This is a genomic window from Acidovorax sp. GW823-FHT05D11 (assembly GCF_058795695.1).
Genome location: NZ_CM179502.1, coordinates 2,733,636 through 2,746,165, shown reverse-complemented (window position 1 = coordinate 2,746,165; position 12,530 = coordinate 2,733,636). Strand labels below are relative to the sequence as shown.

Annotated in this window: 14 protein-coding genes and 2 tRNA genes; all 16 read right to left on the bottom strand. The window is 65.4% G+C overall.

Annotated features, from left to right (window positions below):
* Window positions 1-38: 38 nt before the first annotated feature.
* The 16 genes from AC3RCE_RS12840 to uvrB all read right to left on the bottom strand — a co-directional run bounded on the left by AC3RCE_RS12840 (window position 39) and on the right by uvrB (window position 12,529).
* On the bottom strand, window positions 39-368 hold the full coding sequence (locus AC3RCE_RS12840; RefSeq protein WP_218338652.1) for a hypothetical protein: 330 nt from the start codon (window positions 366-368) through the stop codon (window positions 39-41).
* A complete protein-coding gene (locus tag AC3RCE_RS12835; protein WP_218338653.1) occupies window positions 368-763 on the bottom strand; it encodes a phage holin family protein in 396 nt (131 codons plus the stop codon). Before AC3RCE_RS12835 ends, AC3RCE_RS12840 begins: the two co-directional genes overlap by 1 nt.
* Before the next feature lie 42 nt (window positions 764-805).
* A complete protein-coding gene (locus tag AC3RCE_RS12830; protein WP_010458410.1) occupies window positions 806-1,108 on the bottom strand; it encodes a DUF883 family protein in 303 nt (100 codons plus the stop codon).
* 141 nt (window positions 1,109-1,249) lie between these two features.
* Window positions 1,250-2,347, bottom strand: a complete 1,098-nt coding sequence (locus AC3RCE_RS12825) for an NAD(P)/FAD-dependent oxidoreductase (RefSeq protein WP_218338654.1) — start codon at window positions 2,345-2,347, stop codon at window positions 1,250-1,252.
* A 30-nt stretch (window positions 2,348-2,377) separates the two neighbouring features.
* On the bottom strand, window positions 2,378-3,415 hold the full coding sequence (locus AC3RCE_RS12820; protein ID WP_492255333.1) for a histone deacetylase family protein: 1,038 nt from the start codon (window positions 3,413-3,415) through the stop codon (window positions 2,378-2,380).
* A gap of 182 nt (window positions 3,416-3,597) precedes the next feature.
* Window positions 3,598-3,672 (bottom strand) — tRNA-Val (locus tag AC3RCE_RS12815).
* Window positions 3,673-3,719: 47 nt separating this feature from the next.
* Window positions 3,720-3,794 (bottom strand) — tRNA-Val (locus tag AC3RCE_RS12810).
* A gap of 37 nt (window positions 3,795-3,831) precedes the next feature.
* Complete coding sequence (gene dnaQ / locus AC3RCE_RS12805) at window positions 3,832-4,545, bottom strand: DNA polymerase III subunit epsilon (protein ID WP_218295115.1); 714 nt, start codon at window positions 4,543-4,545, stop codon at window positions 3,832-3,834.
* An 86-nt stretch (window positions 4,546-4,631) separates the two neighbouring features.
* Window positions 4,632-4,970, bottom strand: a complete 339-nt coding sequence (fdx, locus tag AC3RCE_RS12800; RefSeq protein ID WP_218295116.1) for an ISC system 2Fe-2S type ferredoxin — start codon at window positions 4,968-4,970, stop codon at window positions 4,632-4,634.
* Window positions 4,971-5,004: 34 nt separating this feature from the next.
* Window positions 5,005-6,876 (bottom strand): Fe-S protein assembly chaperone HscA, encoded by a 1,872-nt coding sequence (gene hscA, locus AC3RCE_RS12795; RefSeq protein WP_492255332.1) that lies wholly within the window; start codon window positions 6,874-6,876, stop codon window positions 5,005-5,007.
* 72 nt (window positions 6,877-6,948) lie between these two features.
* Window positions 6,949-7,467 (bottom strand): Fe-S protein assembly co-chaperone HscB, encoded by a 519-nt coding sequence (gene hscB / locus AC3RCE_RS12790; RefSeq protein WP_218295118.1) that lies wholly within the window; start codon window positions 7,465-7,467, stop codon window positions 6,949-6,951.
* 86 nt (window positions 7,468-7,553) lie between these two features.
* Complete coding sequence (gene iscA / locus AC3RCE_RS12785) at window positions 7,554-7,877, bottom strand: iron-sulfur cluster assembly protein IscA (RefSeq protein WP_063459049.1); 324 nt, start codon at window positions 7,875-7,877, stop codon at window positions 7,554-7,556.
* A gap of 9 nt (window positions 7,878-7,886) precedes the next feature.
* Window positions 7,887-8,288 carry a Fe-S cluster assembly scaffold IscU gene (gene iscU / locus AC3RCE_RS12780; RefSeq protein WP_218295119.1) on the bottom strand — a complete coding sequence of 134 codons (402 nt, stop codon included), beginning with the start codon at window positions 8,286-8,288 and terminating at the stop codon, window positions 7,887-7,889.
* 36 nt (window positions 8,289-8,324) lie between these two features.
* Entirely contained in the window at window positions 8,325-9,545 is a 1,221-nt protein-coding gene (locus tag AC3RCE_RS12775) for an IscS subfamily cysteine desulfurase (RefSeq protein ID WP_218295120.1), read from the bottom strand.
* Between the two features lie 113 nt (window positions 9,546-9,658).
* Window positions 9,659-10,195 carry a Fe-S cluster assembly transcriptional regulator IscR gene (iscR, locus tag AC3RCE_RS12770; RefSeq protein WP_015013980.1) on the bottom strand — a complete coding sequence of 179 codons (537 nt, stop codon included), beginning with the start codon at window positions 10,193-10,195 and terminating at the stop codon, window positions 9,659-9,661.
* A 243-nt stretch (window positions 10,196-10,438) separates the two neighbouring features.
* Window positions 10,439-12,529, bottom strand: coding sequence for an excinuclease ABC subunit UvrB (gene uvrB / locus AC3RCE_RS12765; RefSeq protein WP_255594660.1), 2,091 nt, complete (start codon window positions 12,527-12,529; stop codon window positions 10,439-10,441).
* Window position 12,530: the final 1 nt, after the last annotated feature.

Sequence of the window (12,530 nt, the reverse complement as noted above, 5' to 3'; positions counted from 1 at the left end):
CTCCTGCCGGCCGCCCGGCAAGGTGCCGGCAAGGCCGGTCAGCGCCGCAACCGCATCAGCATGGGCAGCAGCACGCCGGCCCAGCGAATCAGTCGGCGCGGCCCCGCCACGACGGCGACGCCGGCCATGGCCGCCACCGCCAGGGGGTGTTCCCGGGCGAATCCCGCTGCGCGCAGCACCAGGGACTCGTCCAGGCCGCCGTCACCCTGGTCCCGCTGCGCCAATGCCAGCGACTGTGCCCGGGCCGCCCTGCGGGCGCGCAAGCGTTCGCGCTGCATGGCGATCCGGTCCAGCACACGCTGCTGGGCCATGGTGGGCTCGGGAACCACGGCTTGCGGGGCAGTGGTCGATGGGTTCGTCGCAGCCATTACAAACGCTCCTTGATGTCACGCCAGTCCTGCGCCAGCTCGCGCCGCGTAAGGGCAAAGCCCTGGCCCGCCTTCTGCGCGACGGAAACCAGCGACATGAGCGTGGCGGCCCAGCCGACAGTCCAGACGGCTGCCACGAGCCAGGCCACCAGGGTGCGCTGGGGGGTGTCCCAGAAATGCACCAGCACCGCCAGCGAGAGCATGATCAAGGCCACCACGGTGAGCCCCGCCACCACAATAGTCAGCACCAGCATCTGCTGCAGGCGCTGCTTCTGATCCTGCCACTCCAGGCGTGCGAGGTCCATGCGGTCTTCCGCCGCGATGGCGCCTTCGATCACGTTGGCGCGCCAGCGGGCCACCAGGGCCTCCAGCCCCAGGAGGGAAAGCCAGTTCATGTGCAGCCTCTGCGTTGTGCGGCCGTGCGCGGCAGGCCGGAATCAGCGCCGCGCAAGCAGGAAGCCCACCAGGGCGCCAACGGCCAGCGCGGCCCCGGCCACGCGCCATGGTTCATCGTGCGCATAGCGGTCTGCCGCAAGGGCGGCATCCTTGGCCTGGCGGGCCGCATCCTGCGCCGCGCGCACCGCGGATTCGCGCACGTTGTGCATGCCGTCGTCCAGACGCTGGCGCAGCAGCTTGATTTCAGGGACCGCGTCGAGATCCTTGTTGGCGAGAAGCCCCCGCAGATCAGAAACCAGCTTTTCCAGTTCGCCCTGGGTGGTGGTGGTGTCGGAAGCAGTCATACAAGCCTTTCTTGAAGCAACACAAAAAAATCAATCATCCCTGCCGGAACAGGACTCGGGTTCATCTTAGCCACCTGCCCCCGCCCCGCTTCGTAGGACGGCGACGCAAGAGGTTACGGATTGCAAATGGTTTGCCGCAGATCAGACCAGCGTGGCCACATGGTCCGCAATGGCCAGGGCGCTTGTCAAGCCGGGGGATTCGATGCCAAACAGGTTCACCAGGCCCGGGACGCCGTGCACCGCGGGCCCCTGGATCATGAAGTCCGCCGCGGGTTCCCCGGGGCCATGGATCTTGGGGCGCATGCCCGCATAGCCGGGCGCCAGCGCTCCGTCGCGCAGCGCGGGCCAGTATTTGCGGACCTCGGCGTAGAACGCGTCCCCGCGTGCGGGGTCGACCAAAAGGTCGTCCGGCGAATCAACCCACTGCACGTCGGGGCCGAACTTGGCCTGCCCGCCCAGATCCAGCGTCAGGTGCACGCCCAGGCCGGCAGCCTCGGGCACGGGGTAGATCAAGCGGCTGAAGGGTGCCTTGCCAGACAGCGTGAAATAGCTGCCCTTGGCGTAGTGGGCACGGGGCACATGATCCGCTCCCAGCCCCGCAAAGCGGCGGGCCAGCCCGGGGGCGTGCAGCCCTGCGGCATTGACCACGGTACGGGCTCGCAAACGCGTGCCATCGGACGCTACCAAATCAATAGCATTCTGCGCGCATTCCGCTTGCGCCAGGGGCGAATTGAGGGCCACGAGTCCCCCCGCATGCTCCAGGTCGCCCTGCAGCGCGAGCATCAAGGCGTGGCTGTCCACGATACCGGTACTGGGCGAAAACAATGCAGCGACGCATTCCAGCGCGGGCTCCAGCGCCTGCGCTTCCTGGCGGCCGAGCCAGCGCAGATCCGGCACGCCGTTGGCTTGCGCCCGTGCCTGGATGGACTCAAGACCAGGCAGCTGCCCCGACGAGGTTGCCACCAGGAGCTTGCCGCAGCGGCGGTGGGGCACGCCACGCTCGGCGCAGTAGGCATACAGCATGTCCCGGCCTTGGACGCACAGCCGCGCTTTCAGCGACCCGGTGGGGTAGTACAGCCCGGCATGGATGACCTCGCTGTTGCGCGAACTGATGCCGGTGCCTATCGCATCCGCGGATTCCAGCACCATCACCTCGCGGCCCCGCAGCGCGAGGGCCCGGGCCACGGCCAGGCCGACCACGCCCGCCCCCACCACCACACAGTCGACTACATCCGCCATTCGCTCGCCCTCGTCCTTGCCCTTCGGTGCTCAGCCTTGCTCGAAGCCGTCGAGCACATTGACGGCATTGGTTCCCAGCTCGGCCGCCGCGTAGCCACCTTCGAGAACGAAGACAGCGGGCAGCCCCAGGCGTGCGAGGCGCGCGCCCAGCCGGGTGAAATCGGACGAGGCGAGTGCGAAGCGGGAAATGGGGTCGCCCTCGAACGCGTCGAGCCCCAGCGAGACCACAAGGGCATCGGCCCCGTGGCTGGCGATCCGCGCACAGGCACTTTCCAGCGCATCGAACCAGGCGGCGGCGCTGGTGCCTGCCGGCAGCGGCAGGTTCAGATTGAAGCCCGCGCCCTCTCCTGTCCCGGTTTCGTCCGCATGGCCCAGGTAAAAGGGGTATTCCGTGCGCGGGTCGCCATGCATGCTGATGAACAGCACGTCGGAGCGGTCGTAGAAGATGCTTTGCGTGCCATTGCCATGGTGATAGTCGACATCCAGCAGGGCCACGCGCCGGGCGCCCTCGTTGCGCAATACCTGCGCCGCCACGGCGGCGTTGTTCAGGAAGCAGTAGCCCCCCATGAAGTCCGGGCCGGCATGGTGGCCTGGCGGGCGTGTGCAGCAAAACGCCGCGCCCACACCCCGCGCCACCCGGGTGGCGGCACTGGCGGCCGCATCCGCGCCTGCCTTGGCCGCCGCCCAGGTGCCGGGGGCCATGGGCGTGCCGTTGTCCATGGAGTACAGGCCAAGCCGCGCCACGAAGTTCTCCGGCTCCAGATCGCTGCGCAGGGTGCGCACGGGCCACACGGATGGAAAAGGCTGCACATCGGCGTTCGCGGGGTCCAGCGCCATCCATTGCTGCCAGGCCGTCTGCAGGAAGGCCAGATAGCGCTGCGCATGCACCTGGGACAGCACGGGCCCGCTGTCCACATCCGGCGCCGTGAGGCCGTGGCCCCGCGCGCGCAGTGCCTCTTCGACATAGTCCACGCGCGCAGGCTTCTCGAAGCAGGGAACGCGTTCGCCGCGAAAGAATTCGTGGGTGGGAGCGTGTCCCTGGTGCAGCGGGTTGTGAAAGGTGATCATGGGTCGGGCGTGTCGGCAAAGGAAGCCCGTGGCAGGCCAGGGTGGCCTTCCCGCGGGGCAGTCCCGCCATGGACTCGCGGCTGACACTGTAGCCGCTTTGCGGCGCCCGGCCGCCAAATGGGCCCTGGAGGCCCCGGCCCATGAAAAAACCCCTGCAGACCAGAGATCTGCAGGGGTTGAATTGGTGGGTGATACATGGATCGAACATGTGACCCCTGCCGTGTGAAGGCAGTGCTCTACCGCTGAGCTAATCACCCGTCGCTGGCACCCTGAACAGGGTGTGTCGCGAGGCCGTCAACAAGCGTGGTGGGTGATACATGGATCGAACATGTGACCCCTGCCGTGTGAAGGCAGTGCTCTACCGCTGAGCTAATCACCCGTGTCGCTGTGACAGCCTTCTATTATGGCACAGCTTTTCAAGCTGCCTGGACAGTTCTCCAAATTGTTTTGCCTCCGCTGGCCTTGTCGATCTGCGCCAGCACTTCGGCATGGGCCGTCTGCTCCTGCTCGCTGGCGCGCAGCACGGGCAGGCTCAGCAGCCGCAGGTCGATGGCGGCCACCTTCAGGCCGTCGCTGCCTTCCTGCGCATCATCGGCGATGAGCAGGGCATCCTGGCCACGGGTCAGGTTGATGTAGACATCGGCCAGCAGCTCGGCATCCAGCAGCGCCCCGTGCAGGGTGCGGCCGGAGTTGTCCACGCCCAGCCGGTCGCACAGGGCATCGAGCGAATTGCGCTTGCCCGGGTACATCTCCTTGGCCATGGCGAGCGTGTCGGTCACGCTCTCCACGTACGTGCGAAAGCCCGGGCGTCCCGTCAGTTCCAGCTCCTTGTTCAGGAAGCCCACGTCGAACGCCGCGTTGTGGATGATGATCTCGGCCCCCTGCAGGTACTGCAGGATCTCGTCCGCCACCTCGGCGAACCTGGGCTTGTCCTTCAGGAACTCGTTGCTGATGCCGTGCACCTTCAGCGCATCTTCATGGCTGTCGCGGCCCGGATTGAAGTACAGGTGCAGGTTGTTGCCGGTGAGCTTGCGGTTGAGCAGCTCCACGCAGCCCAGTTCAATGATGCGGTCCCCGCTGTCGGCCGAAAGGCCGGTGGTTTCGGTGTCGAGAACGATCTGGCGGGTCATACGTGCCCCCACGCTCGGCACTTCGTGTCCTCGCTGCCCCCCAAGGGGGCGCCAGCTTGCCTGGGGCGGCCCGGCGCTGCGCTCATCTAGTGGTTCTCCTTGGCATGGTTGATCGTGTACTTGGGAATTTCCACGGTCAGATCGGTTTGCGCCAGGATGGCCTGGCACGACAGGCGCGATTGTGGCTCCAGGCCCCAGGCGCGGTCGAGCAGGTCTTCTTCCTCTTCCTCGGCCTCGTTGAGCGAGTTCAGCCCCTGGCGCACGATGACGTGGCAGGTGGTGCAGGCACAGCTCATGTCGCAGGCGTGCTCGATGTTGATGTGGTTGTCGAGCAGGGCTTCGCAGATCGACGTGCCGGCGGGCGCGGTGATTTCGGCCCCCTGGGGACAGTATTCGGGATGGGGAAGGATCTTGATGACGGGCATGGGGTGTGGGCTCTTATTGCTTCTTGTCCGGGGCTTACAAGGTCTGCACGTTCTTGCCAGCCAGCGCCTGCTGGATGCCACGGTTCATGCGCTGCGCGGCGAAGGCTTCCGTGCCCTTGGCCAGTGCATCGGTGGCGGCCTCGATGACGGCGGCATCGTGCGCATCCCGCTGGTGGCGCAACGCCACCATCAGCGCATCGATCTCGGCGCGCTCCCGGGTGGAGAGGACATCGCCGTCGGCATCGAGGGCACTCTGGGTGGCGATCAGCATGCGGTCCGCGTCCACGCGGGCCTCGACCACCGCGCGGGCCTTCATGTCCTGAGCGGCCGTGGCAAAGCCGTCCTGCAGCATGCGCGCAATCTGGTCGTCCGACAGGCCATAGGAGGGCTTCACGTCGATGCGTGCCTCCACGCCACTGCCCTGCTCCCTGGCGCTCACGCTCAGCAGGCCGTCGGCATCGACGGTGAAGGTCACGCGGATGCGCGCCGCGCCCGCGGCCATGGGCGGAATACCGCGCAGCTCGAAGCGCGCGAGGCTGCGGCAGTCCTGCACCAGGTCGCGCTCGCCCTGCACCACATGCACCGCCAGCGCTGTCTGGCCGTCCTTGTAGGTGGTGAAGTCCTGCGCCTTGGCGGTGGGAATGGTCTCGTTGCGCGCGACGATGCGCTCCACGAGGCCTCCCATGGTTTCGATGCCCAGCGACAGCGGAATCACGTCCAGCAGCAGCAGGTCGCCCGCCGTGTTGTTGCCCGCCAGCTGGTTGGCCTGGATGGCGGCACCCAGCGCAACGACTTCGTCGGGGTTGAGGTTGGTCAGCGGTTCCTTGCCAAAGAAGGCGGCCACCGCCTGCCGCACCTGCGGCATGCGGGTGGAACCGCCCACCATCACCACGCCCTTCACCTCGTCACGCCCCAGATGGGCGTCCCGCAGCGCGCGGCGCACCGCCGCCATGGAGCGCGCGGTCAGTTCGGCCGTGATGGCCTCGAAGTCCGATTTTTTGACATCGAAATGCACGCCGCCGCTTGATAGGTGTGCGCTGAACGCTACTGAATCTATAGCAGTCAAGGCTTCCTTGCAGGCGCGTGCCGCCATGCGCACCGCCGACTTGTCCGCCGGGGTGACGGCCTGAAGGCCCAGTTGCTGCAGCACCCAGTCCGCCAGGGCCGCATCGTAGTCGTCGCCGCCCAGCGCGGAATCGCCGCCCGTGGCGATGACCTCGAACACGCCCTGCGTCAGGCGCAGGATGGAGATGTCGAAGGTGCCGCCGCCCAGGTCGTACACCGCGTAGACCCCCTCGCTCGCATTGTCCAGGCCGTAGGCAATGGCTGCGGCCGTCGGCTCGTTGATGAGGCGCAGCAGGTGGATGCCCGCCAGCTTGGCCGCGTCCTTGGTGGCCTGCCGCTGGGCGTCGTCGAAGTAGGCGGGCACGGTGATGACGGCACCGTAGAGGTCGTCATTGAAGGTGTCCTCGGCCCGGTAGCGCAGCGTCGCCAGGATTTCGGCACTGACCTCGACGGGCGACTTGTTGCCGTCTACCGTCGCGAGGCTGACCATGCCCTGCTCCCCCGCCTCGCTGGCGGGAACAAAGTCGTAGGGCAGCTTGCCCGCCTGCGCCACGTCTTTCAGGCCCCGCCCCATGAAGCGCTTGGCCGAGGCGATGGTGTTGCGCGCATCCTGGGCCTGCGCTGCCACGGCGTCGTATCCGATCTGGCGTCCACCCTTTTCCAGGTACCGCACGACCGAGGGCAACAGCACCCTGCCCTGCGCATCGGGCAGGCATTCGGACACGCCATTGCGCACGGCGGCGACCAGGGAGTGGGTGGTGCCCAGGTCAATGCCGACGGCAATGCGCCGCTGGTGCGGATCGGGGGATTGGCCGGGTTCGGAAATCTGCAGAAGCGCCATGAAATTTCGGGTCTCAACGTGGTGGAGTCCGCCGCCATACGAACGGGGCCCCAGGGGGAAAGCAAAACCGCTCTATTGTCCCAGTTGCTCTCGGCGGCGTTCAATGTCGTCCGCAAATCGCGCAATGAACATGAGGGCTCTGACCTGCCGGGCGGCACCCGCGTAGTCCTGCTGCTGGTCGATGAGTTGCTCGCACTGCGCCAGCGCGGCACGGCGGGCCTGGGCAACGCCATCCTCGAGCGCATCGAGTTCGCTCTCGGCGCGGGCATCTTCCAGCGCCTCGCGCCACTCCATCTGCTGCATGAGGAACGCCGCCGGCATGGCCGTGTTGTCCTCGGCGCGGATCGGGGCCCCGTGCAGCTCGCACAGGTAGGCGGCGCGGCGCTGGGGATCCTTCAGGCGCTGGTAGGCCTCGTTGATGCGCACCGACCATTGCATGGCCACGCGCTGCGCGGCCGCGCCCTGCGCCGCGAACTTGTCGGGATGTGCTTCGCGCTGCAGCTCTTTCCAGCGCGCATCGATGGCGCCACGGTCCTGCGCGAAACGGCGCTCGAGGCCAAACAGTTCAAAGTCGTCGGATTGCAGGTTCATGCACAGGTCGCGAGGTGCGGGTCAACAAAAAACCGCCAGCACGGAGAGCGCGTTGGCGGTTTCACGAAAAAAGCGTCGGCAGGCGCTCAAACGCGGAAGCTCTCTCCGCAACCGCAGCGGTCCCGCTCGTTGGGGTTGTTGAACTTGAAGCCTTCATTGAGGCCTTCGCGCACGAAGTCGAGTTCGGTACCGTCGATATAGGCCAGGCTCTTGGGATCGATCAGCACCTTGACGCCGTGGTTTTCAAACACGATGTCTTCGGGCTCGGAATCGTCCACATACTCCAGCTTGTAGGCAAGCCCCGAACAGCCGGTCGTCTTGACACCCAGGCGCACCCCCAGCCCCTTGCCGCGCCGGGCAAGATAGCGGTTGACGTGCCGGGCAGCGGCTTCTGTCAGCGTAATGGCCATATCTCTCACTCAAGCAGCGGTGGCGGCTGCTGCGTGCTTGGTCTTGTAGTCGAGCACGGCGGCCTTGATGGCGTCTTCCGCCAGGATGGAGCAGTGGATCTTGACGGGCGGCAGGGCCAGCTCCTCGGCGATCTCGCTGTTTTTCAGCGCCGCTGCTTCATCCAGCGTCTTGCCCTTGACCCATTCGGTCACCAGCGACGAGGAGGCAATGGCGGAGCCGCAACCGTAGGTCTTGAAACGCGCATCTTCGATCACGCCGGTTTCGGGGTTCACCTTGATCTGCAGCTTCATCACGTCGCCGCAGGCAGGCGCACCCACCATGCCGGTGCCCACCGAATCGTCGCCCTTGTCGAACGAACCCACGTTGCGGGGGTTTTCGTAATGGTCAACCACTTTGTCTGAGTAAGCCATGATGTGTACCTCTTCAATTCTTCGAAATTCCGGGATTCAGTGCGCAGCCCACTGGATGGTGCTGATGTCGATGCCGTCCTTGTACATCTCCCACAGCGGGCTCAGCTCACGCAGGCGGGCCACGTTCTCGCGGATGGTGGAGATCGCGTAATCGATCTCTTCCTCGGTCGTGAAGCGGCCAATGGTCATGCGCAGGCTGCTGTGCGCCAGTTCGTCGCTGCGGCCCAGGGCGCGCAGCACATAGCTGGGCTCCAGGCTGGCGGACGTGCAGGCCGAACCCGACGACACGGCCAGGCCCTTGATGCCCATGATGAGCGATTCACCTTCCACGAAGTTGAAGCTCATGTTCAGGTTCTGCGGCACGCGGCGCTCCATGCTGCCGTTGATGAACACCTGCTCGATGTCCTTCAGGCCATCGAGCAGGCGCTGCTGCAGCGCGTGCGCCTTGGCGTTGGACTCGGCCATTTCTTCCTTGGCGATGCGGAAGGCCTCGCCCATGCCCACGATCTGGTGCGTGGGCAAGGTGCCCGAGCGCATGCCGCGCTCGTGGCCGCCGCCGTGCATCTGTGCTTCCAGCCGAACGCGGGGCTTGCGGCGCACATACAGCGCGCCCACGCCCTTGGGGCCGTAGGTCTTGTGCGCGGTCATGCTCATCAGGTCGATGGGCAGGGTGTTCATGTCGATCTCGACGCGGCCCGTGGCCTGCGCGGCATCCACGTGCAGCAGGATGCCCTTTTCCCGGCACAGCGCGCCAATGGCGGGAATGTCCTGGATCACCCCGATCTCGTTGTTCACGAACAGGATGCTGATCAGCACGGTGTCGGGGCGTATGGCGGCCTTCAGGGCGTCCATATTGACCAGGCCGTCTTCCTGGACGTCCAGGTAGGTGGCCTCGAAGCCCTGGCGCTCCAGCTCGCGCATGGTGTCCAGCACGGCCTTGTGCTCGGTCTTGAGCGTGATGAGGTGCTTGCCCTTGCCCTTGTAGAACTGCGCGGCGCCCTTCAAGGCCAGGTTGATGGACTCCGTGGCGCCGCTGGTCCAGACGATTTCACGCGGATCCGCACCAATCAGATCCGCCACCTGCACGCGCGCCTTCTCGACAGCTTCCTCCGCCTCCCAGCCCCAGGCGTGGCTGCGCGATGCCGGGTTGCCGAAGTGCTCGCGCAACCAGGGAATCATGGCGTCCACCACGCGGGGGTCCACCGGGGTCGTGGCGCCGTAGTCGAGATAGATGGGGAAGTGCGGGGTCATGTCCATGGCTGGCTCAGTGATAGTTGCTGGCTGGCAAGCTGAAAATAAGAAACGAAACGATGCTTGAAAACTCGTTCAGGGCGCTGCCGACCCCAGGGCCGGCAGCGGAGCCCCGGGTATCAGGATTTCGCGAAGACGTTGCCCAGTGCGAACACCGAATTGGGCGCGTTGACGCGGATGGGCTTGACCACCGGGGTCGTCGAAATCGCCCGGCGCACCACCGGCTTGTCTTCGATCTGCACGCCCTTGGCCAGCTGTTCATCCACCAGCTTTTGCAGCGTGACGGAATCGAGGAACTCCACCATGCGCTGGTTGAGCGATGCCCACAGCTCGTGCGTCATGCAGCGGCCCGCTTCGCCCAGGCAGTTTTCCTTGCCGCCGCATTGCGTGGCATCAATGGGTTCGTCCACCGAAACGATGATGTCCGCCACCGTGATATCGCCTGCCTTGCGGGCCAACGTGTAGCCGCCGCCAGGACCACGGGTAGACTCGACCAGTTCGTGGCGGCGCAGCTTGCCAAAAAGCTGCTCCAGGTACGACAGCGAAATCTGCTGGCGCTGGCTGATCGCGGCCAGCGTGACGGGACCATTGTTCTGGCGCAGGGCCAGGTCAATCATGGCGGTGACCGCAAACCGGCCTTTGGTTGTGAGACGCATCGCAAGCTCCTTGTGCTAAGGCTTGTTCGTTGTAGAAACCGCCTTCGCTGGCTGATGGCCAGCAAGGCACCGTCTCCGCCCCTTACTCCGCACAGTTGCCTGGCACGGAGCCCTTCATCGCTGGGCTTTTTTCTTGAGTATTTTGTGCAAGTATAACACAAATCCCTATCGAATTTGTCGGGTTAAAAAACCAACCGGTCGTCATTTGACCTGTGGTGTATTCGCCCGGTCTTCGACATGCCCTCACAAGGCCACCGAATCGCTGCCATGCGCGCCAAATGCCTGGTCCTTGAGACGCGTGAGCTGGTCGCGCACCCGGGCAGCCTGCTCGAATTCCAGGTTGCGCGCATGCTCGAGCATGAGCTTTTCGAGCCGCTTGATTTCGCGCGCCACATCCTTTTCGGACATGTCCTCCACCTTGGCGCGCTGCATGGCTTCCTGCTCCAGCCGCTCGGCGTCCTTGCCGGCTTTCTCGCTGTAGACGCCGTCAATCAGGTCTCTTACCCGCTTGACAATGCTGCGCGGAGTGATTCCGTGGGCCTCGTTGTGTGCGATCTGTTTGATGCGGCGGCGTTCCGTCTCGCCCATGGCTTTTTTCATGGAATCGGTGATGCGGTCGGCATACAGGATGGCCCGCCCGTTCAGATTCCGCGCCGCGCGGCCAATGGTCTGGATGAGGCTGCGCTCGGCCCGCAGGAAGCCCTCCTTGTCGGCATCCAGGATGGCCACGAGGGACACCTCGGGAATGTCGAGTCCCTCGCGCAGCAGGTTGATCCCCACCAGCACGTCAAACGCGCCCAGGCGCAGGTCGCGGATGATCTCCACGCGCTCGACCGTGTCCACGTCGCTGTGCAGGTAGCGGACCTTCACGCCGTTGTCCGTCAGGTAGTCGGTGAGCTGCTCCGCCATGCGCTTGGTCAGCGTGGTAATGAGTACACGTTCGCGCTTTTCCACACGAATGCGTATTTCCTGCAGCACATCATCCACCTGATGGGTGGCGGGTCGCACCTCCACTTCGGGGTCCACCAGGCCGGTGGGCCGCACCACCTGGTCGACGATCTGGCCGGAGTGGGTGCGCTCGTAGTCTGCGGGCGTGGCGGTGACAAAGATCACCTGCCGCATGCGCTGCTCGAACTCCTCGAACTTGAGCGGGCGGTTGTCCAGCGCCGACGGCAGGCGAAAGCCGTACTCCACCAGCGTGGTCTTGCGCGAGCGGTCGCCGCTGTACATGGCATTGAGCTGGCCGATCATCTGGTGGCTCTCGTCCAGGAACATCAGCGCGTCCTTGGGCATGTAGTCGGTCAGCGTGCTCGGCGGGTCGCCCGGCGCGGCGCCCGACAGGTGGCGCGTGTAGTTCTCGATGCCCTTGCAGTGCCCTACTTCGCTGAGCATCTCCAGGTCGAAGCGCGTGCGCTGCTCCAGGCGTTGCGCCTCCACCAGCTTGCCATCGGCCAGCAACTGCTTGAGGCGCTCGGCCAGTTCGAGCTTGATGGTCTCCACGGCGGCCAGCACCTTGTCGCGCGGCGTCACGTAGTGGCTGCTCGGGTAGACCGTGAAGCGCGGGATCTTCTGCTTGACGCGGCCCGTGAGCGGATCGAACAGCTGCAGGCTCTCCACTTCGTCATCGAACAGCTCGATGCGGATGGCCAGCTCCGAATGCTCGGCCGGGAACACGTCGATGGTGTCGCCCCGCACGCGGAACTTGCCGCGTGAAAAGTCCGCCTCGTTGCGCTGGTACTGCATGCGGATCAGCTGGGCGATCACGTCGCGCTGGCCCAGCTTGTCGCCGGTGCGCAGCGTCATCACCATGCGGTGATAGCTCTCGGGTTCGCCGATGCCATAGATGGCCGACACCGTGGCCACGATGACCACGTCGGTTCGCTCCATCAGGCTCTTGGTGCACGACAGGCGCATCTGCTCGATGTGCTCGTTGATGGCGCTGTCCTTCTCGATGAACAGGTCGCGCTGGGGCACATAGGCCTCGGGCTGGTAGTAGTCGTAGTAGCTCACGAAGTACTCCACGGCGTTCTTGGGGAAGAACTCGCGGAACTCGCTGTACAGCTGCGCGGCCAGGGTCTTGTTGGGCGCGAACACGATGGCCGGGCGCCCCATTCGGGCGATGACGTTGGCCATGGTGAAGGTCTTGCCCGAGCCCGTCACCCCGAGCAGGGTCTGGAAGGCCTCGCCATCGCGCAGTCCTTCCACCAGCTTGTTGATGGCCTCCGGCTGGTCTCCCGCCGGCGGATAGGGCTGGAACAATTCAAAGGGGGAATCGGGAAAACGGACGAATTCGCCGTCTTGCTTTTCCGTTATGACCTGTGTGATATCCGGCATG